Below are 24,195 nucleotides of genomic sequence, written 5' to 3'. Positions count from 1 at the left end.
TACCTAATCCCGCCACAAGCGGAAGGATGCTAATCATGGAACGTACACTCAGTTCCGACATGTTCTACGAAAACACCGCTACTGACGCTCAAGCTTCGATGCCTCTGCGCGTTCTCGCCAACCTGATGTTGTGGCAGCGCCGCATTGCCAGCCGCCATCAACTGGCTCGCCTGGATTCGCGTCTGCTGGCCGATGCCGGGATCAGCGAAGCACAGCGTTACGAAGAGTTGAGCAAGCCGTTCTGGCGCTAAGCAGCGCTCGCTGGCCCTGACCCACCGGGTCCACCGCCAGCACCCGAATTGAAAAAACAGAGCCCGTCGCGGGAAACCGCGACGGGCTTTGTCGTTTCCGGCAAGTGGATTTCAGGAAAAGGCGCGAGAAAACGCCAGACAGGTACAGTTATATAGATATAAAAATATACCAGTACACTTTTGCTCAACCTGAACGAACGCCTCTAAACCGCGGATCAGCCGACGAAACTCGCTTTCAGCAGGCAGGGAACTCTGTCTAATATCGCGGTCTTAGGTAGCCAGCAGCGCGGAATGTGCGTCTGAGGTTTATCGTCCATTGTGTTCGAGTGGCGGCCTTTATCCGCTGCCACTGTTCCTCTTCATCCCCCTGGAGATTCACCATGTCCCGCCTTCGCCTGCTGAGTGCCGCCGCCCTGTTGACCCTGGCCAGCACCGCCCATGCCAGCAGCTTTATTGTCACCACCGACTCGCTGGTCGGCGCCCTCAAGGCCACTTCCGACGCCTCGTCCGATGCCACCTCGTCGTTGCGCGACAACAAGATCGTGCGTGCGGCCCAGGATGACGCCGCCAGCTTCGTCGCCAGCAATGGCCAGATCCGCAGCGTGAAGCTGGAAAGCGCCTTCGACACCATCCGTCGCCAGGCCCCGCAATTGCAGGCCAGCGATGCACAGTTGGCCCAGGCGATCCTGGCCATCTGAAACCCTGGCGCATGGGCCGTGGATTCCGCTAGCCTGGGCGCTCGCTCAATAAGACATAGAGACCCATGCGCTCACTCACCTTATTGCTCATAGCGCTCGCCTGGATCAGCCAGGCCCAGGCCTTCGACCTGACCACCCAGACCCTGGTCGGCAGCGGTTATGTCACCAGCCAAGTGACCACCGCGCCCTTCGACCGTAAACTGATACTGGCCGCCCAGGATGACGCAGCCGCTTTTGTAGCCAGCGATGGCCAACTGCGCGGCGCGCAACTGGAGTCGGCCCTGGCGTACCTGCGCCGAACCCAGCCAAAACTTCATGCCAGCGACCTTGAACTGGCCCAGGCAATTCTCGTCCAATAGTCACTTTGCATTCCCGGAGACCTTTACATGCGTACCCCCCTGATCGCCGCCGCCCTCGGCCTGCTGTTGCTGACCGACGTGGCTTCGGCGCACACCCTGGTGGCTACCAGCAATATGCTTGTACGGGCCACGGGCCGTACCCTCGACTTCACCTCGGACACCACCACCTCGATCCGCGACTCGAAAGTGGTCCGGGAAGCCCACGACGACGCCGCCAGTTTCGTCGCCAGCCAGGGCGATATCCGTGGGGCCCACCTGGAAGCCGCCTTTGCCGCCTTGCGTACTGAAGTGCCAGGCGCCCGTGACGCCAGCGATCAAGACCTCGCCGAAGCCATTCTCGCCCTGTGAGATTACTCACCGGCGGGCTGCTGGCCTGCGCCCTGTTGCTGTTCGGCAACGCGGCCCAGGCCAGCCTGCAATTGCACCTCAAGACCGAAGGTCTGAGCCCGGCCGAGCAACAGGCCAGCCAAGTGTTGATCGATGAGGCCATGGCCCATCTGCCGCCGCGTTTTATCGAACAGCTGGACCGCAGCATTGATTTTGTCTGGTCGACCCAGATGCCGGACAACGCCTACGGCGAGGCCTCATTGGTCTCCGAAGTGGACCTCAATCGCAGGCTGTTGCCCGGCCTGGTGGACGGTTCGGCCGCGACGAAAAAAACCAATCGGTCCCACGGCACCGTGCGCGAGGAAATGCTCGCCACCGTTCTTCACGAACTGACCCATATTTATGACCGCGCCCGCTTGTGGCCCGACGCCGAACGGACGCTGATCCAGCGCTGCACCCAGCGTGACAGCAATACCGGCCTGGTCGGCCTGCCCGATCAATGCCGGGGCCAGACCGGCCGACGCTTTACCCTCAGCGATGACCCGCGCCTGCTCGACCTCGCCGGCTGGCCACAAGTGGTCGGCACCCGTGGCCAGCGGGAACAGCGCAACAGCCAGGTCGTGCGCAGCCCGGATATCTACGAGACCACCAATCCCAAGGAGTTCGTCGCGGTCAATATGGAGTACTTCCTCCTCGACCCGGCCTACGCCTGTCGCCGTCCGGCACTGTATCGCTACTACCAGGAACGCTTCGGTTGGGCGCCACCGGCCAAGGACAGCTGCGACCGGGCGTTCCCGTTCCTCAACGCCGGCAATGACTTCGGCAAGACGCCCCTGGGCAAGATCGACCCCGAGCGGGTCTACGAAGTCGACTACCTGCTGGCCGAAGCCAACCAGAACTGGGTCAGCCGCTGGGGCCACAGCATGCTGCGCCTGGTGATCTGTGCCCCGGGCCGGCCACGGGGGCCGGATTGCCGGCTGGATCTGGACCAGCACCTGGTGCTGTCCTATCGCGCTTTCGTCAACGACGTCCAGCTTTCGACCTGGGGTGGGCTGAACGGGGCCTATCCGTCGCGGCTGTTCGTCTTGCCGCTGTCCCAGGTGATCGACGAATACACCAAGACCGAACTGCGCAGCCTGGCCTCGGTGCCGCTGAAGCTGTCGCGCAAGGAAATCGAGGAAGTGGTCGAGCATGCCGCCGAAATGCACTGGAGCTACGACGGCAACTACTACTTCATCAGCAACAACTGCGCGGTGGAGACCTTGAAGCTGTTGCGCAGCGGCAGCGACAACGCCCAGCTCAAGGGCCTGGACAGCATTGTCCCCAATGGTTTGCTGGAGGTACTCAAGGGCCGTGGCCTGGCCGACACCAGCGTGCTCGACGATCCCCGTGAGGCCTTGCGCCTGGGTTACCGCTTCGACTCCTACCGGGATCGCTACCAGGCCATGTTCGATGTCTTGAGAAAACAGTTGCCGATCAAGCAGGAAACCGTCGAGGACTGGTTGTCGCAGCCCGCCGAAGCCCGGCGCCCATGGTTTGCCCAGGCCAACCTGCGGGCCAGCGCGGCCATGCTGTTGTTGGAGCAGGCGAGCTTTCGCCGACAGTTGCTGCTGGCCCAGGACGAGGTGAAACAGAAGTACCTCGGTGCCCGCGACATCAAGCTCAAGGACAACGACATGGACAAGGCCAACCGCACCTTGCAGGAGATCCTTGCCAACAGTGGCTACCTCAGTCGTCCGGCGGAATTGCTCGGCAGCAGCGGCTACGGCTTGCCACAACCGTCCGAGTGGAAGCGCCTGGAAGCCGAGAGCAGCCAGCGCCAGCAGCAATTGCAACGGCTGACCGGCGACCTCGACAAGGAGATCCGCAAGTTGCTGGACCCGGCCCGGGAAGCGCAGATCGAGGCCAGCGAAACCAACCTGAAGATGGTCGGCGAACACCTGCGGGCGCTGCACAAGGCGGCGGGCGGGTTGGAGCTGCCCTGACCGCGCAGCTCGACGACGCCTCCACAGTTTTTTCTCCCCCAAGCCGCCAGCGAAAGCTGGCTGAAAGCTTGCCCCTTTAGCATCACCTCACCGCCGGCACCAAACCGGTCGGCCGTGGCGCGTCCTGAAGACGCTCGACGGCCCCTTCACAACAATAAGATGGTGATACCGATGTCCGCTACGACCCGCCTGTTCGCTGTAACTCCGTTCGTGCCTTTCGCGCCGCCCGCCCAGCACTGACCCCAGTCGCTTCGCCCTTCCCCAGCCGCGTTACGCCCGGAGTCTCCCCATGCTGACTTTCCTTGGCTTTGCCATGGTCATTACCTTCATGTACCTGATCATGACCAAGCGCCTGTCCGCGCTGATCGCCCTGATCATCGTCCCCATCGTCTTCGCCCTGTTCGGCGATTTTGCCGCAGGCATCGGCAAGATGATGATCGACGGCATCACCAAGCTCGCGCCCACCGGCGTGATGCTGATGTTCGCCATCCTGTATTTCGCCCTGATGATCGACTCCGGTCTGTTCGACCCGGCCGTGCGCAAGATCCTCAAGCTGGTCAAGGGCGACCCGCTGAAAGTCTCGGTGGGCACCGCCGTGCTGGCCCTGGTGGTGTCCCTGGACGGTGACGGCGCCACCACCTACATGATCTGCGTCGCCGCCATGCTGCCGCTGTACAGCCGCATCGGCATGAGCCCGCGGATCATGGCCGGGCTGATCATCCTCGCCGGCGGCGTGATGAACATGACCCCCTGGGGCGGCCCGACCGCCCGTGCCGCCAGCGCGCTGCACGTCGACCCCTCGGATATCTTCGTGCCGATGATCCCGGCCATGCTCGCCGGGGTCCTGGCGATCCTGGTCATCGCCTATTTTTATGGCCTGCGCGAACGGGCACGCCTGGGCGAGCTGCATGTTATCGGCGATGAGGTCGACCACAGCGAAATCAGCGTCTCGCAATACCCCGACGCCCGCCGGCCGAAACTGATCCTGTTCAACGGTGCCCTGACCATCGCCCTGATGGGCGCGCTGATCGCCGGCCTCCTGCCGTTGCCGGTGCTGTTCATGGTGGCGTTCAGTATTGCCATGATCGTCAACTACCCGTGCCTGCAACAGCAGAAGGAGCGCATCGCCGCCCACGCCGGCAGTGTGCTGGCAGTGGTCGGGCTGATCTTCGCCGCCGGGATCTTCACCGGTATCCTGTCCGGCACCGGCATGGTCGACGCCATGTCCAAGAGCCTGCTGGCGGTGATCCCGCCGGCGCTCGGCCCTTACCTGGCGCCGATTACCGCGCTGGTGAGCATGCCGTTCACCTTTTTCATGTCCAATGACGCCTTCTACTATGGCGTGCTGCCGGTACTGGCCGAAGCCGCCAGCCACTACGGCATCAGCGCGGTGGAAATGGCCCGTGCCTCGATCGTCGGCCAGCCCGTCCACCTGTTGAGCCCGCTGGTGCCCTCGACCTACCTGCTGGTGGCCCTGGCCGGTATCGAGTTCGGCGATCACCAGCGCTTCACCCTCAAGTGGGCGGTGCTGGTGTGCCTGTGCATCCTGCTGGCCGCCTTGTTGCTGGGGACCTTTCCTCTGTACGGCAGTCTATAAGGCAATGATTCACTGTCGTGTCGGCGCACGGACTTCAGAACCTGAAGCCTGGCGCCGATACGGCTCACACACAAGTTCAAAGGAATAGATATGGATTGGCTGACCAACCCGGAAATCTGGGTGGCCTTTTTCACCCTGACCGCCCTGGAAATTGTCCTGGGCATCGACAACATCATCATGATCTCGATCCTGGTCAGCCGCATGCCCCGGCACATGCAGCAGCGCACGCGGATCTTCGGCCTGGCCCTGGCGATGGTCACGCGGATCCTGCTGTTGCTGTCGATCACCTGGGTCATGCGCCTGACCGACGACCTGTTCGTGGTCTTCGGCCAGGGCATTTCCGGACGTGATCTGATCCTGTTCTTCGGCGGCCTGTTCCTGCTGTGGAAAAGCTCCCAGGAGATCTACCACGGCATGGAAGGCGAGGAAGAAGTCGGCGAAGGGCCGAAAGGCAAGGGCGGCAACTTCCTCTACACCATCATCCAGATCGCCATTATCGATATCGTGTTCTCCCTCGACTCGGTGATTACCGCCGTGGGCATGGTCTCCCATGTGCCGGTGATGATCGCGGCGATCGTGGTGGCGGTACTGGTGATGATGCTGGCCTCGAAGACCATCGGCGACTTTATCGACAAGCACCCGTCGCTGAAGATGCTCGCGCTGTCGTTCCTGATCGTGGTCGGCACCGTGCTGATCGCCGAAGCCTTCGATGTGCATGTGCCCAAGGGCTATGTCTACTTCGCCATGGCCTTCTCCCTGGCGGTGGAAGCGATCAACATCAAGATGCGTACCGCTATGCAGAAAAAGAAGCAGGAACACGAAGCCGGGGAACGACACAAGGATGTGGCGGGTCAATAACCCTGAACGGTGGGGGCCGGCAAACCGGTTCCCACGACGCCTTATGAAAATATGACATTTTTGTTTCAAGCCCGGCGCCGGTCATGCGATGCTGGCGCTCGGCCAAATAGCCAACTACAGCTTAAGGACAAGTCGTAGAAAAAAGGCGAACCGTCACAATCCGAACTTGCCCCCATGGGGCACCCGTCATGCCAGGGGGCCGTCCATGCTGACCCTGCTCAATCTGCTTTCCGCCGTGACCCTGCTGATCTGGGGCACGCACATCGTCCGTACCGGCATCCTGCGGGTCTACGGTTCACACCTGCGCCATGTCATCGGCCGCAACATGTCCAGGCGCCCCCTGGCCTTTGTCGCCGGGATCCTGGTCACCGCCATGGTCCAGAGCAGCAATGCCACCGCCATGCTGGTCACCTCCTTCGTCGGCCAGGGCCTGATGACCCTGACCCCGGCCCTGGCGGTGATGCTCGGCGCCGACGTCGGTACCGCGCTGATGGCCCGGGTGCTGACCTTCGACCTGTCCTGGCTGTCGCCGCTATTGATCTTCATCGGGGTGATCTTTTTCCTCTCGCGCAAGCAGACCCGCGCCGGCCAGCTCGGCCGCGTGGGCATCGGCCTGGGACTGATCATCCTCGCCCTGCAACTGATCGTCGAAGCCGCCGCGCCCATCACCCACGCCCAGGGGGTGAAGGTGATGTTCGCCTCCCTGACCGGCGATATCCTTCTCGATGCCCTGGTCGGCGCGCTGTTTGCCATGGTCTCTTATTCCAGTCTCGCCGCCGTGCTGCTGACCGCGACCCTGGCCGGCGCCGACGTGATCAGCCTGCCGGTGGCCATCGGCCTGGTGATCGGCGCGAACATCGGCAGCGGCGTGCTGGCCTTCCTCGGCACCAGCATGCAGAACGCCGCCGGCCGCCAGGTGGCCCTCGGCAGCCTGCTGTACAAGCTGATCGGCCTGCTGCTGATCATCCCGGCGCTGACCCCGCTGGCACACTGGCTCGACGGCCTCGAGTACAGCCCCCAGGAAATCGTGATCGGCTTCCACCTGCTCTACAACACCGCGCGCTGCGTCTTGCTGCTGCCCAGTGTCGGCCCGATGGCCCGGGTCTGTGCCTGGCTGCTGCCGGAACGGCCCGAGGTCAACGGCAAGGCCAAGCCCCGCCATCTCGACCCCGCCGCCCTCGACACACCGAGCCTGGCGCTGTCCAACGCCGTACGGGAAACCCTGCGCATCGGCGACCTGATCGACAGCATGCTCGACGCCATGCTCAATGTGCTCAACGGCAAGCAGACCGCCGTGGCCATCGAGATACGTCGCCTGTGCGACGATGTCGAGGTGCTTTGCAGCGCGGTCAAACTCTACCTGGCGCAGATGCCCCGGGAAGACCTCGGCGAACAGGACAGCCGGCGCTGGGCGGAAATCATTGAACTGGCGGTCAACCTGAAGCTGGCCGCCGACCTGATCGAGCAGATGCTGCGCAAGGTGCAGCGGCAGAAGACCTCGCAGCGCCGCTCGTTTTCCGAGGACGGCCTGGAGGAGCTCGCCGGGCTGCACCGGCAATTGATCGACAACCTGCGCCTGGGCCTCACGGTGTTCCTCGGGGCCGATCCCCAGACCGCCCGGCAACTGCTGCGGGAAAAGCGTCGTTTCCGCGCCCAGGAACGGCGCCTGGCCCACGCCCACGTCAGTCGCCTGCAGCGCGGCGTGGTGCAGAGCCTGGAAACCAGTTCGCTGCATCTGGAGCTGATTGCCGACATGAAACGCCTGAATTCGTTATTCTGCGGCAGCGCCTATGCGGTGCTGGAAACCGCCGAGACCGGCGCCCTGGCCTCGGAAGAACTCGACGACATCAGCCAATCGTCTTGAACGTCCATGGTTGCACCGTTGTCTTTGCGTAGGACCCCGCCTTCGGAAAATGGTTATGCGTTGCCTGCTGTTCGCCTGCCTGCTGCTCAATACCCTGCACGCCGCCGCCCTCGATCGCTTCCAGGTCGAGGGTTATCAATTGCCCAACGGCCTGCAACTGCTGCTCAAACCCGGCAACGAACGCGGCCACGTGGCGATCCGCCTGGTGGTGGGGGTCGGGTTCGACGATTTCTCCTGTGCCGACAAGGAACTGCCACACCTGCTCGAACACCTGTTGTTCAGTGGCGTCGACGCCAGCGGTGAAGGCGGCCTGGAAGAACGCATGCAGGCCCTGGGTGGCGAATGGAACGCCTACACCAGCAACGCCGACACCACCTTCGTGATCGAGGCCCCGGCCGCCAACCAGCGCAAGATTCTCGACCTGCTGCTGGAGATCCTCACCCGTACCGAGCTCAGCGACAACGCCATTGCCGCCGCCAAACAGGTGGTGGAGCGCGAGGAGGGCGGCCATTACTCGCACTTGCAGCGCTGGCTGGACCGCCAGGACTTCGGTCACAACGCCAGCAACCAGCTGGCGGTGGAGCTGGGACTCAAATGCGCCGAGCGCGCCGATGTCCAGCACCTGACCCGGGAGCAGTTGGAGGCCGTGCGCAAGAACTGGTACGCGCCGAACAATATGACCTTGATCATGGTCGGCGAGCTTGATCGCCTGCTCCCGGCCTACCTGGACCGGGCCTTCGGCGCCCTGGCGCCGATCGAGCCCAATGACCACCAGCCGCTGCCGGAAATCCATGACCAGGCCGCCGCCGCGCAACGCGACCTGCCACGCGGCTGGGTCGGCAACGGGGCGAAAATCCACTGGCTGTTTCCGGAGCCGGCGCTGGAAGGGCTGCCCGACGAAACCTTCGATCTGCTCAAGGACTATCTGGACTGGGCGCTGTATCGGCATTTGCGCCTGGACCACGGCCTGTCCTATGGGCCGTGGAGCGAACGCGAAGTGCTGGGCGGCGTCGGCTTCTTCAGCGTCAACGCCGATGTCGAACGCGATAATCTGGACGACGCCCGACAGGTGCTCGAAGCGCTCAGGGCCCGTCTGCTCAAGGACGGCCTCGACCCGGACACCTTCGCCCGCCTGCAACAAGCCGCCATTGCCCGCCAGGCCTGGGCGGTGCAGGGCAACAGTGCCCTGGCCGACTATTACTGGGGGGCGCTGGGCGACTACGAGGACGGCCATTTTGCCGACCCGGCCCAGGCCCTGCGGGCGGTGACGCTGGCGGATGCCAACCAGGCGCTGCGCCAGTTGTTCAAGCAGCCGGGCTACCTGCGGATCGAAAAACCGCTGCTCAGCGATGAACAGCTGATCGGCCTGGGCGCCGCCCTCGCGGGCTTGCTGCTGATCGGGCTGCTGGGTTGGCGGGCTTATCGACGCTAGACCGCGTTATCGTTCATCGCGAGCAAGCTTGCTCCTACAGGATTTGTGTCGTGCCCGGGCTTTGCGTACGACGCGAGTCCTGTAGGGGCAAGCTTGCTCGCGATGGGGCCAGCACAAACACGACTAATCGCGCCTGAAACGGTATTGTGTCGCGATCTTTCAACTGCCTGACTGTGAACTGCCGAATGCCGAACTGGACCCTGCATATCCAACGCCTCCTCGCACTGATGAAGCGTTATCCAGGGGTGATTGCGGCTTTCGGTTTCTGCTCCGGTATCGCCAGTTTCATCCTGGTTGATCGCCAGCAGAACTCCGCCAGCTGGATTGCGGTCATTCTGCTGGTGAGCTGGCTCTGGTTGATGCTGGAGAACGTCCTGACGCAGTTCTTCAGTCGCCTGTTCAAACACGATATCCCCGAGCCGCTGCTGCGCTATGCCACGCAGATGATCCACCAGCAAAGCCTGTCCTTTGTCCTGCCGTTCTTTTTCATTACCACCACCTGGAACAGCAGCCAGTTGCTGTTCACCGGGCTGCTCGGCGCGGCGGCGCTGGTCTCGATCATCGATCCGCTGTACTACAACTGGCTCTCGCCGAAACGCTGGCTGCTGCTGGGATTGCATACCCTGACGCTGTTCGCCGCGCTGCTCACCGCGCTGCCGATCATCCTGCACCTGACCACGCCCCAGAGCTACCAGCTGGCCCTGGGCATCGCCATGCTGTTGTCGATCCCGAGCCTGGCGGTGAGCCTGCCGCTGCGCAGCTTGCGCGGCTGGTTGATGCTGATCGGCGTGACCCTGGCGATTGGCGGCGCGGGCTGGTTCCTGCGCTCGTGGGTGCCGCCGGCGACCTTGTGGATGACCGAAGTCGCGGTGACCACCGAGCTGCAGGACCGCACCCCGGGCGAGGGCCTGGAGCAAGTCAGCACCCAGCAGGTGCGCAAGGACGGGCTGTATGCCTACACCTCGATCAGTGCGCCGCGCGGGCTGGACGAGCGGATCTACCACGTCTGGCAGTTCAACGGCCGCGAGGTCGACCGCATCGCCCTGGATATCCATGGCGGGCGCAAGGAAGGTTATCGCGCCTGGTCGCACAAGCAGAACTTCCCGGCCGACCCCACCGGCGACTGGCAGGTGCGGGTACTGACCGAGGGCGGCCAGATGCTCGGCGTGCTGCGCTTCAAGGTGAGCGACTAGAGATCAGGGGCAAGATCGTGCTATTACAGAGGCCAGTATCAATGTCTGTTAAGCACGGAGCTTTCAATCATTAGCGCAACGGCCGGCACCGCCCACCTGGATACCTCGAGCAGTCCCGCGCGCCTGAGGATCAGTGGTGACTGGACGCTGGCCCATTACGCCAACCTGAAGCAGCGGGCCGCCCAATTGGTTGGCCAATACGACGCCAGCACCGATATCGACCTCAATGACCTCGGCGCCCTCGACACCGCCGGCGCGTCCTTGCTGGTGGAGCTGCTGGGGGCCGATCGCCTCGGACGTTCGGCCGAACACCCGGACTGCCGCATCAGTGCCGCCGACCGGGCCCTGCTGCACACCGTGTATTGCTCCCTGGCGGATTTCTGCGAACCGGTGCGCGAACCGGAAGAAGCGGCCGGCATCCAGTTGCTCGAACGCATTGGCAGAGCCGTCGATACCGTCTGGCAAGACACCCTGCAACTGCTCGGGTTTGTCGGCCTGATCCTGGAGACCCTGGCACGGGGGATTTTCAACCCGCGGCGCTGGCGCATGACCGCGACCGTCGCCCATATCGAACAGACCGGCCTAGACGCCGCCCCGATCGTCGCCCTGCTGACCTTCCTGGTGGGCGCCGTGGTGGCCTTTCTCGGCGCCACGGTGTTGAAAAGCTTCGGCGCCAGTATCTTCACCGTCGACCTGGTGGCCTTCTCCTTCCTCCGTGAGTTCGGCGTACTGCTCACCGCCATCCTGATGGCCGGGCGTACCGCCAGCGCCTTTACCGCGCAGATCGGCTCGATGAAGGCCAACGAGGAGATCGACGCCATTCGCACCCTCGGCCTCGATCCCATGGAATTGCTGGTGCTGCCCCGGGTCCTGGCCCTGCTGATCGCCCTGCCGATGCTGACCTTCCTGGCGATGCTCTGCGGGATTGTCGGCGGCGGCGTGGTCTGCGCCTTGTCCCTGGGGATCTCGCCGGCGATGTTCCTGTCCCTGTTGCAGGCCGATATCGGCGTCCAGCATTTCCTCGTCGGCATGGTCAAGGCGCCGATCTTCGCCTTCCTGATCGCCGCCGTCGGTTGCCTGGAAGGTTTCAAGGTCAGCGGCAGTGCCGAGTCGGTCGGCGCCCACACCACCTCCAGCGTGGTCCAGTCGATCTTTATTGTGATCGTGCTGGATGCCGTTGCCGCGTTGTTCTTCATGGAGATGGGCTGGTGAGTCGACCGCCACGGGCGCCGAGCGAGGCGGTGATCGAAGTGCGCGGGCTGTGCAATCGCTTCGGCAGCCAGAGCGTCCACGAAAACCTTGACCTGGACCTCTACCGCGGCGAAATCCTCGCCGTGGTCGGCGGCTCCGGCAGTGGCAAGTCGGTGCTGCTGCGCAGTATCGTCGGCCTGCGCAAACCCAGCGAGGGCAGCGTACGGGTGTTCGGCCAGGACCTGCGCAGCCTCTCGGAACAGGCGCGTTCCCAGGTCGAACGGCGCTTCGGTGTGCTGTTCCAGAAAGGTGCGTTGTTTTCCTCGCTGACGGTCACCGAGAACGTCGCCCTGCCGCTGATCGAACACGCCGGCCTCAGTCGGCGCGATGCCGAACACCTGGCGGCGGTCAAGCTGGCCTTGGCCGGCCTGCCGCTGTCGGCCGCCAACAAATACCCGGCCTCGCTGTCCGGCGGCATGATCAAGCGCGCCGCCTTGGCCCGCGCCCTGGCGCTGGACCCGGACATCCTGTTTCTCGACGAACCCACCGCCGGCCTCGACCCCATCGGCGCGGCGGCCTTCGACCAACTGATCCTGACCCTGCGCGATGCCCTGGGCCTGAGTGTGTTCCTGGTCACCCACGACCTCGACACGCTCTACACCATCACCGACCGGGTCGCGGTGCTGGCGCAGAAACACGTACTGGTGGCCGATGCCATCGACCGGGTCGCCGAAACCGACGACCCGTGGATTCACGAATACTTCCATGGCCCGCGTGGCCGCGCCGCATTTGACGCGGTAACCCCGCACAAGGAGGGATGAGATGGAAACCCGTGCCCATCATGTGATGATCGGCCTGTTCAGTGTGCTGGTGGTCGTGGCCGCGTTGCTGTTCGGCCTGTGGCTGGCCAAGTCCAGTGTCGACACTGCGTTCAAGGACTATGAAGTGGTGTTCAACGAGGCGGTCAGCGGCCTGTCCAAGGGCAGCCCGGTGCAATACAGCGGGATCAAGGTCGGCGACGTGCTGCAACTGAGCCTCGACCCGAAAGACCCGCGCCGGGTGCTGGCACGCATCCGCCTGGCCGGCGACACGCCGATCAAGGAGGATACCCGCGCCAAGCTGGCCCTGACCGGCATCACCGGCACCTCGCTGATCCAGCTCAGCGACGGCACGCCGCAGAGTCCCGAGCTCAAGGGCAAGGATGGCAACCTGCCGCAGATCATCGCCTCGCCGTCGCCGATCTCACGCCTGCTCAACGACAGCAACGACCTGATGAGCGGGATCAACCTGCTGCTGCACAATGCCAACGAAATGTTCTCGCAGAAAAACGTCGCCCAGGTCAGCCAGACCCTGGACAACCTCCAGCAAGCCACCGGGGCGATTGCCGGCCAGCGCGACGATATCCGCCAGACCCTGAAACAGATGACCCTGGTCAGCAAGCAGGTCAGCGCGACCCTGGAACAGACCACCGCGCTGATGCGCAACGCCAACGGCCTGCTCGACAACCAGGGCAAGCAGGCCCTTGGCAGCGCCGAACGGGCCATGCAATCCCTGGAGCAGAGCACCGCGACCATCAACACGCTGCTGAGCAAAAACCAGGACTCGGTCAACAGTGGATTACAGGGCTTGAATGAACTGGCCCCGGCGATCCGTGAACTGCGTGACACCCTCAGTTCCCTGCGCGCGATCTCCAAGCGCCTGGATGCCAACCCCAGCGGCTACTTGCTGGGCCGTGACAAGAACAAGGAATTCACCCCATGAGGCATGTCCCTCGTGTATTGAGCCAGCTTACCCTGGTTGTCGGCCTGGCCTTGAGCGGCGCCTGTTCGATCCTGCCCCAGGCGGACCCGGCGGATGTCTATCGCCTGCCGACGGCACAGAACAGTGTTCCGGCGCCCAACAGTCAGCCGGTCAACTGGTCGTTGCGCATTGCCAAGCCGATTGCCAGTGACGCCTTGAACAGCCCGAATATCGCCGTGGTGCCCCAGGGTGACCTGATCAGCCACTACAAGGCCTCACGTTGGAGCGATCCGGCACCGGTGCTGCTGCGCAACCGGATTCTCGACGCCTTCCAGCGCGACGGCCGGGTGCGTCTGCTGAGCACCGACGACAGCAACCTGCAGGCGGATTTCGAGCTGGGCGGCGAGTTGCAGGCCTTCCAGACCGAGTATCGGGGTCAGGGAGCCGAGGTGCTGATCCGCTTCGATGCGCGGCTGGTCCGTGGGATTGACCAGCGGATCCTCGCCAGCCGGCGCTTTGAAGTGCGCCAGCCGATCAATGACAAGCAGGTGCCCGGTGTGGTGGCCGGCTTCGGCCAGGCCGGTGACAAGCTGATGGCGCAGCTGATCGGTTGGGCGGTGCAGCAAGGCGAGGATTCAGCCAAACGCTGATCAGCCGAAGAACCAATAGCACACCCCGATCGCCGCCAGCACCCCGGCCAGTTCCGCCAGCAAGGCGCAGCCCACCGCGTGTCGCGCCCGCTGGATATTCACCGCGCCGAAATACACCGCCAGCACATAGAAGGTGGTTTCGGTGCTGCCCTGGATCGTCGCCGCCACCAGCGCCGGGAAGCTGTCCACGCCCTGGGTCTTCATGGTCTCGATCAACATCGCCCGCGCCGCACTGCCGGAGAACGGCTTGACCATCGCTGTCGGCAACGCATCGACAAAACGCGTATCCCAACCGGCCCACTGCACCAGGTGACGAATGCCGTCGAGGCCGAAGTCCAACGCCCCGGAAGCCCGCAGCACGCCAATCGCGCAGAGCATCGCCACCAGGTACGGCAACAGATTCCTGGCGACATCAAAGCCCTCTTTTGCCCCTTCGACAAAAGCCTCGTAGACCTTCACCTTGCGTAACGCGCCAATGACCAGGAACAGCATGATCAGGCCGAACAGCGTCAGGTTGCCGAGGATCGACGACAGGCCGGCCAACGCCGTGGCCGACAGCCCGGCCAGCACTGCCATGAAGCCGCCGAGCAGTAAAGCGCCGGGAATCAGGTAGGCCAGCACCACCGGGTCCCACAACCGCAGGCGCTGCATCACCGCCACCGAGAGCAGGCCGACCAGGCTTGAGGCGCAGGTGGCCAGCAGGATCGGCAGGAACACCAGGGTCGGGTCCGCCGCGCCTTGCTGGGCGCGGTACATGAAGATGGTCACCGGCAGCAGGGTCAGGGACGAGGCATTGAGCACCAGGAACAGGATCTGCGCGTTGCTCGCCACGGTCTGGCTCGGGTTGAGCTCCTGCAGGGAACGCATGGCCTTGAGGCCGATGGGCGTGGCGGCGTTGTCCAGGCCCAGGGCGTTGGCCGCAAAGTTGAGGGTGATCAGGCCGATGGCTGGATGGCCGCGCGGTACGTCCGGCATCAGGCGGCTGAACAGCGGCCCCAGGGCCTTGGCCAGCCAGTCGACGATCCCGGCCTTTTCGGCGATGCGCAGAAAGCCGAGCCAGAGGGTCAGGGTGCCGAACAGCAGGACCATGACATCCACCGAGAGCTTGGCCATGGCGAAGATGCTTTCCACCATCGCGGCGAAGATCGCGGGGTTGCCACCCACCAGCCATTGCGCCAGCGCCGAGACGGTCGCCACTACGAAAAAGCCAAGCCACAGGCCATTGAGCATCGGGAAAACTCCTTGAAGATGCGGCGAATGATAGCGGTCGGGCCAGAAACAACAAACCCCGGAAAGTCCGGGGTCTATCGATCAGCTTTGGCAGTACGCGGACCTGTAGGAGCAGAGCTTGCTCGCGAAGGGGCCAGCGAGAGCACTAGACGCTTCGCCGGCAAGCGCCATTCGATCAGCCCTTGGAAGCCTCGCCCGCCGGCAGCGGCGCCTTGCTGCGCCAGTGCGGCAGGGAGTTCCAGTAGCGCTCGCCCTTGGCATCGTCGTACATGCCTTCCCAACGGGAAATCACCAGCACCGCCAGGGCATTGCCGATCACGTTCAGCGCGGTCCGCGCCATGTCCATGACTCGGTCGACACCGGCGATAAAGGCCAGGCCTTCCAGCGGAATACCGACGCTGCCCAGGGTCGCCAGCAACACCACGAAGGACACGCCCGGTACCCCGGCAATGCCCTTGGAGGTGACCATCAGGGTCAGCACCAGCAGCAATTGCTGGCTGATGGACAGGTCGATGCCATAAAGCTGGGCAATGAAGATCGCCGCGATGCTCTGGTACAGGGTCGAGCCGTCGAGGTTGAAGGAGTAACCGGTCGGCACCACAAAACTGCAAATGGCTTTCGGCGCGCCGTAGGCTTCCATCTTCTGAATCACCCGTGGCAACACGGTTTCGGAACTGGCGGTGGAGTAGGCCAGTACCAGTTCGTCCTTGAAGATGCGCATCAGCTTGATCACCGAGAAGCCGAACAAACGGGCCACCAGGCCGAGCACGGCAAAGGCGAAGAACAGGATGGCGGCGTAGACCAGCAGTACCAGCTTGGCCAGCGGCAGCAGGGACGCGAAGCCGAAGCTGGCGACGGTCACCGCGATCAGGGCGAACACACCGATCGGCGCGTAGTTCATGATCATGTGGGTGACCTTGAACATGCTTTCCGAGACGCCCTGGAACATCTTCACCAGCGGGTCGCGCAACTCCGCCTGCAGGCTCGACAGGCCGAGGCCGAAGAGCACCGAGAAGAAGATGATCGGCAGCATTTCGCCGCGGGCCATGGCGGCAAAGATGTTCGAAGGAATCAGGTTGAGGATGGTTTCGATAAACGCATGCTCATGCTGCACTTCGGCGGCAGTGGCCTTGTACTTGGAGATGTCCACGGTGCCCAGGGTGCTCATGTCGATGCCCGAGCCCGGGTGGAACACGTTGGCCAGCAGCAGGCCGACCACAATGGCGATGGTGGTGACGATCTCGAAGTAGACGATGGTCTTGAGGCCGATGCGCCCCAGCTTCTTGGCGTCGCCGACACCGGCAATGCCGACCACCAGCGAGGAAATGACAATCGGGATAACGATCATCTTGATCAGGCGGATAAAGATATCGCCTGCCGGTTGCAGGACGTTGCCGATCCACCAGGCCTTCTCGGCGCTGAAATGGTTGAGCAGCGCACCAACTGCAATCCCCAGTACCAGACCGATAAGGATCTGCCAGGCGAGGCTGAGCTTTGCCTTCTTCATGTCGTTACCCTTGCTTCAAGTGGAGTCGGACAGAAGCCCCTCACCGTTGCACTGATGCAGGTCAGGTGATGGCAACCGTCCCCCATGGAAGGTCATCGCCCACCGGCCTGATGGCTTTTTGGCAGGCGAAAAAAGGCGCAACTATTCCCATGCAAGGGGGGGACGTCTAATGCCGTAAACGCCTACCCCATGCCGAATCGGCATGACCTTTATTCAACAATACGACCGTTTTGTCCCCCATCAACAGGACATTTCAGCCGAAAAAAGTGCCGTAGACCGGCCATTTCAAAGCATTTTTTCCTCCACGGCACGGGAATGAAGCGAGGCCAAATAAGTAGAAAACTCCTACAAATTCAATCGTAAACGAGGGGTAATCAGAGGGGTGTTTCTAGACGTACGGTCACATCGGAAAAATGCACCCGCTGAAAAGGCCACTTAATGTCAGAAAGACATAGGGTTAAAGCGGCAAACGCGGTCATGCAACGACAGGAGCGGCCGCCCGTCAGCAGGGCGGCTGTAGCTCATGGTCAGCCTCGACCACGGCGTCCGAACAGGAAGGAAACCACGAACATCACCAGGAATACGACAAAGAGGATCTTGGCGATACCCGTGGCTGTACCGGCGATGCCACCAAAGCCCAATACCGCGGCGACAATGGCAATGATCAGGAATGTGACTGCCCAGCTCAACATGGTGATTCTCCTCGACTTACAAGTGTTTGGATGCAGCCTTTACTGCCCCGGGTACTGCCCCGGGCTATCATCCGACAGCCCGGTTCTTGCCTAGAACACCCAGCGCTGCTGCAACGGCTCGTCAGGCACCTGGGCTTGATCGACCGACGTCAGGCGGTAGGCGGCGGGGTCGCTGATACTGGTAGCGGCCGCGCTGAAATGGGTTTGTTGCAGGGCATGCCCGGGCAGGCGCTGGACCTGGACACTGGCCTGGTTCCAGCGTTGGAACTGCTGGCCGGCAATCAGCGTGACCAGCAACGCCAACACGGCAAACAATCCTTGCTGCAGGTGCAGTGGCGAGAGATGGAGATGGGCGGCACGTGGGCGATTCATCCTGAAACTCCTCCGACTCAATGATGGGTGTGGCGGGGTCGGGAGAGATGAACCAGACCGACCACCGCGAATGTTCTTGAGAGGAACATTGCAGTCTGCATGCCAGCTTTTTTATTGGAAAAACATCAATAAAATCAATAAGTTATAAAATACACAAGATTGATCGACCAGCATCCTGCACGATGCCCGCCATACGGTCGTGCGTATTGCACGATGAATCCGTAGGAAATAGCCCTACCAAAAGAATAAATAGTAAGAAAATCAGTAGGAATTAGCTGAGAGCCCAACTGTCGGAAGCAAAGAGCCTAAAAAATTCCCCAAATCAGCGGGTTAGCAATCAGGGGCGCAGACCGTTACCCTGCTTGTCATAAGGTCAATCAGAAACAGCTCTCTAACGTGCCGGATATTTCCGGTAGAGACTGAAAACTTTTATTAAAGGAGCATGGGAGATGGAGTCCGCCACGGAACATCAAGGCCGTATTCTGCTGGTGGATGACGAGTCCGCCATCCTTCGCACCTTTCGCTATTGCCTGGAAGACGAGGGCTACAGCGTCGCCACGGCGAACAGCGCGGCCCAGGCCGAGGCCTTGCTGCAGCGCCAGGTCTTCGACCTGTGCTTCCTCGACCTGCGCCTGGGCGAAGACAACGGCCTCGATGTCCTGGCCCAGATGCGCATCCAGGCGCCCTGGATGCGCGTGGTGATCGTCACCGCCCACTCTGCCGTGGACACCGCGGTCGACGCCATCCAGGCCGGTGCCGCCGATTACCTGGTCAAGCCGTGCAGCCCGGACCAACTGCGCCTGGCCACGGCCAAACAGCTGGAAGTGCGGCAACTGTCGGCGCGCCTCGAGGCCCTGGAAGGCGAAGTGCGCAAGCCCAAGGACGGCCTCGACTCCCACAGCCCATCGATGATGGCGGTGCTGGAAACCGCGCGGCAGGTGGCCGGCACCGACGCGAACATCCTGATCCTCGGCGAGTCCGGGACCGGCAAGGGCGAACTGGCCCGGGCCATCCATGGCTGGAGCAAACGCGCGAAGAAATCCTGCGTGACCATCAACTGCCCGTCGCTGACCGCCGAGCTGATGGAAAGCGAGCTGTTCGGCCACAGCCGCGGGGCCTTCACCGGCGCCAGCGAAAGCACCCTGGGCAGGGTCAACCAGGCCGACGGCGGGACGCTGTTTCTCGATGAGATCGGCGATTTCCCCCTGACCCTGCAGCCCAAGCTGCTGCGCTTTATCCAGGACAAGGAATACGAACGGGTCGGCGATCCGGTGACACGACGGGCCGATGTGCGGATTCTCGCCGCGACCAACCTCAACCTCGAAGACATGGTCCGCGACGGGCGTTTTCGCGAGGACCTGCTCTATCGCCTGAACGTCATCACCCTGCACCTGCCGCCCCTGCGCGAGCGCAGCGAAGACATCCTGATGCTCGCCGATCGTTTCCTCGCCCGCTTCGTCAAGGAATACGCGCGACCAGCCCGCGGCTTCGGCGATGAGGCCCGCGAAGCCCTGCTCAATTACCGCTGGCCGGGCAATATCCGTGAGCTGCGCAACGTGGTCGAACGCGCCAGCATCATCTGTCCCCAGGAGCGCGTGGAGATCAGCCACCTGGGCATGGCCGAGCAACCGGCCAACAGCGCACCGCGCATCGGCGCCGCGCTGAGCCTGGACGAACTGGAGAAAGCCCATATCGGCGCGGTACTGGCCAACAGCGATACCCTTGACCAGGCCGCCAAGACACTGGGCATCGACGCCTCGACGCTGTACCGCAAACGCAAACAGTACAACCTGTGAGTAGCCCACCATGAAGCTCACGATGAAGCTGCGCACCCGGCTCTTCCTGAGTATTTCGGCACTGATCACCGTCGCCTTGCTGGGCCTGATGCTCGGTCTGGTCAGCGTGATGCAGATGGCCAAGACCCAGGAGTCGCTGGTCAGCGACAACTTCATCACCCTCGACCTGGGCCTCAAGCTGCGCCAGAGCCTGGGCGACCAGTTGCTTCTGATGCTCGGTGACAAGCCGGACCAGGCCGCGCTCGAGGCCTCGCGCGAACACTATCTGCAACTGCTCCACGAAGGCATCGAGCATGAGCAGAGCAACGACGTGCGCAGCGGCTTCGCCCAGGCCCGTATCGACTACGAACGGTTCTACCAGGCCTTCGCCCGTTCACGGGACGGCAGTGGCAGCATCGAGGAGCTCACCAACACTTTCAATATCCTGCGCAACGGCCTGATCGCCGAGCACAAGCAGGCGCTGGACAACATCAGCGCCACGGAAAACGACGCCCGCGAGCGGGCACTGCTGGTGGCCGGGCTGCTGGGGTTTGTCGGCCTGGCGGTGCTGATCATCGGCTTCATCACCGCCCACGGCATCGCCCGCCGTTTCGGTGCACCGATCGAGGCCCTGGCCGAGGCGGCGGACCATATCGGCCAGGGCAACTTCGACGTCACCCTGCCGATTTCCCCCGCGGTCGAGATGAACCTGCTGACCCGACGTTTCGGCCTTATGGCCGAGGCCCTGCGCCAGCATCAGGCAACCAATATCGACGAATTGCTCGCCGGCCAGCAACGCTTGCAAGCCGTGCTCGACAGCATCGACGACGGGCTGCTGATGATTGACCGCGAAGGCCGCCTGGAGCACCTCAACCCGGTGGCGCAGCGCCAGTTGGGCTGGGACGGCGATCGCCTCGGCCAAGGCCTTGGCGAGGCGCTGCAGCGGCCCGAACTGGACGAACAACTGCAATTGATCCTGCGCGGTGCCAGCCTGGAACGGGCACCGGAAGACCTCGAGGTCGAGGTCGAAGGGGAGTCCCGCCTGCTGACCTACAGCCTGACCCCGGTCAGTCATACCCAAGGCCATATTCTCGGCGCGGTGATGGTGCTCCACGACGTCACCGAACAGCGGGCCTTCGAGCGGGTGCGCAGCGAGTTCGTCCTGCGCGCCTCCCACGAACTGCGCACGCCGGTCACCGGCATGCACATGGCCTTCGGCCTGTTGCAGGAGCGCGTGCATTTCGACAGCGAATCGCGGGAAGCGGACCTGCTGAACACGGTCAACGAAGAAATGCAGCGGCTGATGCAATTGATCAACGACCTGCTGAATTTCTCCCGTTACCAGAACGGCCTGCAGAAGCTGACCCTGCTGCCCTGCGATATCGAGACACTGCTCGAGGCCTGTCGCCTGCGCTTTGCCGAACAGGCCCTGACCCAGGGCATCGACCTGCAGGTCGAGCTGCAGCCGCCCTTGCCGCGCCTGCCGGCCGATCAACCGCAACTGGAGCGCGTCCTCGACAATCTGCTGGACAACGCCCTGCGCCATACCGCCCGGGGCGGGCAGATTCGCTTGCAGGCCCGGCGCCATGGCGAGCGGGTCATCATCAGCGTCGAGGACAACGGCGAGGGTATTGCCTACGGGCAACAGGGACGCATCTTCGAACCTTTCGTCCAGGTCGGCCGCAAGAAAGGCGGCGCCGGCCTGGGCCTGGCCCTGTGCAAGGAGATCGTGCAACTGCACAGCGGGCGGATGGGCGTGTATTCACGGCCGGGGCAGGGCACGCAGTTCTATATGGCGCTGCCGCTCTAGGCCTCGTCGTCCAGGCGACGCGAAGCCAGGCGTCGGCCGCGAGTGATCAATTCGACGAACTGCACCGCCGTCAGCGCCTGGGCAAACAACCAACCCTGACCATAATTGACCCCTTCGCTGCTGAGCAGCAGGGCCTGACGCTCGTACTCGATGCCCTCGGCGATCACCCGCAAGTGCAGCGCATGGGCCATGCGGATGATATGCGGCGCCACGCCGCTGCTGGCGGCGTCATGGCCCAGGGCGTCGATAAAGGCCTTGTCGATCTTCAGGCAATCCACCGGCAGCGTTTGCAGATAGGCCAGGCTGCAATAGCCGGTGCCGAAGTCGTCGATCAACACCTGATGGCCGGCATCCCGCAGGGCCTGCAAATTGTCCCGTGCCACCACCACGTCGATCAGCCCGCGCTCGGTGACTTCGAAGGCAATCTGCCGGGCACTGACCCGGTGCCTGCGCAACAGGTCGGCAATCACCTCGCCGATGCGCGGCACCATGACATCGCAGGCCGCCAGGTTCACCGAGATGTACAGCTGCGGATTGGCCCGCAGCAGGTGACCCAGCTGGTCCAGCAGCCGTTGCAGGACAAAATCGGTGATCTGGCGGATCTGCCCGGTATTTTCCGCCAGGGGAATGAACAGGTCGGGACTGGTCAGCGTGCCGTCCGGCCGGCGCCAGCGGATCAGGGCTTCGGCGCCCACGCACCGACGGCTGCCGAGGTCGAAGATCGGTTGATACAAGACCTGGAACTCGCCGCGCCGCAGCGCGCCTTGCAGTTCGCCGTTGAGCGATTGGCGCTGGCGGGCCAACTGCAAGGTCAGGCCGCCGATGCAGAAGGCAATCACCAGGCTCACCGAGAGCAGCCACCACCACAGCGGGTCGATGACCAGCGGCATGGCCGCGCGCGGCGCGACCATCACCAGCTGGTATTCCGGGGTGCGGGTGGGCATGCGGTAGATCAATTCATTTGGCGTGATCAGCAACGGGTCCTGGCCCTTCGCCGGCCAGCCGGGGGGTGGCCAGTCCTGCTCCGGCCCGAGCACCGGAATCGCCCGCCGGCCACGGTCGACCACCACCAGCAGGCTGGCCCCCGGCGGCAGTTCCACCACATCGCTCAAATGGCCACGGGAAGTGGATACCCGGAAGTGACCGCGCCCCAACATCAGGGCGGCCAGGTTGTCATTGGGCTGGGCCGAGGTATTGAGCCAATAGCTGTAGGTCGGTCCGCGGATATCCGGCATCCCCAAGGTCACCTGGGCATCCTGGTTCGGCCAGTTGGAACAGGACCGGGTGGCGTCGACATAGAAGGCTTCGTAGATAAAGCGGTAGTTGAAGCTCAGTTGCTGCAGGGTGCCGATCATGGCCGGGCTGCAGTCCCGCAGGGGCTGGGCCTCCAATCGATCGAGCCCCTCGCGCAGTTGCCCGAAAAGCTGTTCCAGCCGCTCCAGGAAACGTTGCCCCTGGGCATTCATCTGTTCACTTTCGTGCTGCCTGGCCTGGTGCATCGCCACCCCCAGGCTGCCGGCCAATAACAGGGCGACACTGAACAGAGCCGCCAGCAATGCCAGCAACCAGGGACGATGGAACCAGGAGCGCAACGTCTGGCGAACCGGCATCAGCGAATATCCGAAGACTTACCAATGAGTTATAGCAACAGATTGGCGAATCGGCGCTGACCGTCCGGCGCTGACGTTATTTTGACTGGTTGAGCACCTGGAGGATCGCCGCACTTTGCGCATCCGGCAGGCCGTCGAAACGGGCCGGGCGGAAGTGCATCTGGAAGGCCGCCAGGACATGGCGCGTGGCAACATCCAGCTCGCCGGTCTGCGGCGTGGCATAGCCCAGGCGCATGAGCTGCTGCTGGAACCAGGTGATGCTCGGCAGTTGCGCGGTGTAGACGGTCTGCTGCCGGGCGACCGCCTGCTCGTCAGGCCATACGCCGAGGCCTTCCGCGGCCAGGCGCTTCCAGGGCAGCAACGGGCCCGGGTCCTGTTTGCGCAACGGCGCGATATCGCTATGGCCGATCACATTGCGTGGTTCGATGTGATTGCGTTTGACGATGTCCTTGAGCAGCACGATCAATGCCTGGATCTGCGCTTCGCTGTAGGGGTACCAGACGCGGCCGGTGGGTGTATCGCGGAAACCCGGATTGACGATTTCAATACCAATGGAGCTGGAGTTCAGCCAGGTGCGTCCCAGCCACTCGCTTTCCCCGGCGTGCCAGGCGCGCTGGCTCTCATCCACCAGCTTGAAGATCGTGGCGCGGGGGTCGTCGCCGATCAGGTAATGGCTGCTGACCTGGCCATGGGTCAGCAACCGCAGTGAGTTTTCCATGTTTGCCGAGGTGTAGTGCAGGATCACGAACTGCACGCGATTGTCGTAGTTGACCGAAGGGTGGCTGGTATCCATTCGCGGAGCGCTGGCGCAGCCCGCCAGCAGCAGGATCGAAAGAAGGAGAGGGAACAGTTTCATGGCAGCGGCAACAAATGAAGACAGTAATTTGACAGCATAACGTACTGGCAGGCACAGCAGCGCCCAATACACTGTTACCTGATGCAACCTGGAGTACCCTCCTGACCCTGACCCCACAACTTCGGGCAACGCGGTCACTTGTGGGAGCCGGCTTGCTGGCGATGAGGCCCGCAAGCCTTGTATTGGCCGTGCGGACGC

Annotated in this window: 22 protein-coding genes; 16 read left to right on the top strand and 6 right to left on the bottom strand. The window is 63.1% G+C overall.

What is annotated here, in order from left to right:
* Positions 1-35 precede the first annotated feature (35 nt).
* The 14 genes from M5B42_RS31580 (at position 36) to M5B42_RS31515 (ending at position 14,145) form a co-directional block, all read left to right on the top strand.
* Positions 36-251: a DUF1127 domain-containing protein gene (locus tag M5B42_RS31580; protein ID WP_100940038.1), complete on the top strand. Its 216-nt coding sequence runs from the start codon at positions 36-38 to the stop codon at positions 249-251.
* Between the two features lie 380 nt (positions 252-631).
* Positions 632-949: a DUF2388 domain-containing protein gene (locus tag M5B42_RS31575; RefSeq protein WP_152736513.1), complete on the top strand. Its 318-nt coding sequence runs from the start codon at positions 632-634 to the stop codon at positions 947-949.
* Positions 950-1,014: 65 nt separating this feature from the next.
* Positions 1,015-1,308, top strand: coding sequence for a DUF2388 domain-containing protein (locus M5B42_RS31570; protein ID WP_103496298.1), 294 nt, complete (start codon positions 1,015-1,017; stop codon positions 1,306-1,308).
* A 27-nt stretch (positions 1,309-1,335) separates the two neighbouring features.
* A complete protein-coding gene (locus M5B42_RS31565; RefSeq protein ID WP_103496297.1) occupies positions 1,336-1,656 on the top strand; it encodes a DUF2388 domain-containing protein in 321 nt (106 codons plus the stop codon).
* Positions 1,653-3,620: a DUF4105 domain-containing protein gene (locus M5B42_RS31560; RefSeq protein WP_177103864.1), complete on the top strand. Its 1,968-nt coding sequence runs from the start codon at positions 1,653-1,655 to the stop codon at positions 3,618-3,620. Before M5B42_RS31565 ends, M5B42_RS31560 begins: the two co-directional genes overlap by 4 nt.
* A 289-nt stretch (positions 3,621-3,909) precedes the next feature.
* Positions 3,910-5,217, top strand: a complete 1,308-nt coding sequence (locus M5B42_RS31555; protein ID WP_248748002.1) for a CitMHS family transporter — start codon at positions 3,910-3,912, stop codon at positions 5,215-5,217.
* A gap of 90 nt (positions 5,218-5,307) precedes the next feature.
* A complete protein-coding gene (locus M5B42_RS31550; RefSeq protein ID WP_152736515.1) occupies positions 5,308-6,075 on the top strand; it encodes a TerC family protein in 768 nt (255 codons plus the stop codon).
* A gap of 205 nt (positions 6,076-6,280) precedes the next feature.
* Positions 6,281-7,939, top strand: coding sequence for a Na/Pi cotransporter family protein (locus tag M5B42_RS31545; RefSeq protein WP_248748001.1), 1,659 nt, complete (start codon positions 6,281-6,283; stop codon positions 7,937-7,939).
* A gap of 55 nt (positions 7,940-7,994) precedes the next feature.
* A complete protein-coding gene (locus M5B42_RS31540; RefSeq protein ID WP_248748000.1) occupies positions 7,995-9,371 on the top strand; it encodes a pitrilysin family protein in 1,377 nt (458 codons plus the stop codon).
* A gap of 185 nt (positions 9,372-9,556) precedes the next feature.
* On the top strand, positions 9,557-10,564 hold the full coding sequence (locus M5B42_RS31535; RefSeq protein ID WP_103496289.1) for a DUF5924 family protein: 1,008 nt from the start codon (positions 9,557-9,559) through the stop codon (positions 10,562-10,564).
* 66 nt (positions 10,565-10,630) lie between these two features.
* Positions 10,631-11,776 carry an ABC transporter permease gene (locus M5B42_RS31530; RefSeq protein ID WP_248748007.1) on the top strand — a complete coding sequence of 382 codons (1,146 nt, stop codon included), beginning with the start codon at positions 10,631-10,633 and terminating at the stop codon, positions 11,774-11,776.
* A complete protein-coding gene (locus M5B42_RS31525; protein ID WP_103496287.1) occupies positions 11,773-12,576 on the top strand; it encodes an ABC transporter ATP-binding protein in 804 nt (267 codons plus the stop codon). Before M5B42_RS31530 ends, M5B42_RS31525 begins: the two co-directional genes overlap by 4 nt.
* A gap of 1 nt (position 12,577) precedes the next feature.
* On the top strand, positions 12,578-13,516 hold the full coding sequence (locus M5B42_RS31520) for an MlaD family protein (RefSeq protein WP_152736519.1): 939 nt from the start codon (positions 12,578-12,580) through the stop codon (positions 13,514-13,516).
* Positions 13,513-14,145 carry an ABC-type transport auxiliary lipoprotein family protein gene (locus tag M5B42_RS31515; RefSeq protein ID WP_248747999.1) on the top strand — a complete coding sequence of 211 codons (633 nt, stop codon included), beginning with the start codon at positions 13,513-13,515 and terminating at the stop codon, positions 14,143-14,145. Before M5B42_RS31520 ends, M5B42_RS31515 begins: the two co-directional genes overlap by 4 nt.
* On the opposite strand, the gene M5B42_RS31510 is transcribed toward M5B42_RS31515, so the two are convergent.
* The 4 genes from M5B42_RS31510 to M5B42_RS31495 form a co-directional block, all read right to left on the bottom strand.
* Positions 14,146-15,375 carry a spore maturation protein gene (locus tag M5B42_RS31510; RefSeq protein ID WP_248747998.1) on the bottom strand — a complete coding sequence of 410 codons (1,230 nt, stop codon included), beginning with the start codon at positions 15,373-15,375 and terminating at the stop codon, positions 14,146-14,148.
* A 175-nt stretch (positions 15,376-15,550) separates the two neighbouring features.
* On the bottom strand, positions 15,551-16,882 hold the full coding sequence (gltP, locus tag M5B42_RS31505; RefSeq protein ID WP_103496283.1) for a glutamate/aspartate:proton symporter GltP: 1,332 nt from the start codon (positions 16,880-16,882) through the stop codon (positions 15,551-15,553).
* Positions 16,883-17,409: 527 nt separating this feature from the next.
* Complete coding sequence (locus M5B42_RS31500; RefSeq protein ID WP_100940022.1) at positions 17,410-17,574, bottom strand: DUF1328 domain-containing protein; 165 nt, start codon at positions 17,572-17,574, stop codon at positions 17,410-17,412.
* Positions 17,575-17,664: 90 nt separating this feature from the next.
* A complete protein-coding gene (locus M5B42_RS31495; RefSeq protein ID WP_177103876.1) occupies positions 17,665-17,946 on the bottom strand; it encodes a hypothetical protein in 282 nt (93 codons plus the stop codon).
* Positions 17,947-18,395: 449 nt separating this feature from the next.
* Here M5B42_RS31495 and algB point away from each other — a divergent pair, with 449 nt between their 5' ends.
* Both algB and M5B42_RS31485 read left to right on the top strand, forming a co-directional pair.
* Positions 18,396-19,742, top strand: coding sequence for a sigma-54-dependent response regulator transcription factor AlgB (gene algB / locus M5B42_RS31490; RefSeq protein WP_103496281.1), 1,347 nt, complete (start codon positions 18,396-18,398; stop codon positions 19,740-19,742).
* A gap of 10 nt (positions 19,743-19,752) precedes the next feature.
* A complete protein-coding gene (locus M5B42_RS31485; protein WP_248747997.1) occupies positions 19,753-21,531 on the top strand; it encodes an ATP-binding protein in 1,779 nt (592 codons plus the stop codon).
* Here the strand turns inward: M5B42_RS31485 and M5B42_RS31480 are convergent.
* A complete protein-coding gene (locus M5B42_RS31480) occupies positions 21,528-23,141 on the bottom strand; it encodes an EAL domain-containing protein (protein WP_248747996.1) in 1,614 nt (537 codons plus the stop codon). The genes M5B42_RS31485 and M5B42_RS31480 overlap by 4 nt on opposite strands.
* A gap of 76 nt (positions 23,142-23,217) precedes the next feature.
* Positions 23,218-23,997, bottom strand: a complete 780-nt coding sequence (locus M5B42_RS31475; protein ID WP_177103880.1) for an N-acetylmuramoyl-L-alanine amidase — start codon at positions 23,995-23,997, stop codon at positions 23,218-23,220.
* Positions 23,998-24,195 lie beyond the last annotated feature (198 nt).

This window comes from Pseudomonas sp. MWU12-2037 (assembly GCF_023242345.1).
GTDB classification, from domain to species: domain Bacteria; phylum Pseudomonadota; class Gammaproteobacteria; order Pseudomonadales; family Pseudomonadaceae; genus Aquipseudomonas; species Aquipseudomonas gingeri_D.
Note: the sequence above shows the minus strand (reverse complement) of the source record. Positions and strands in the feature narration are given on the sequence as shown.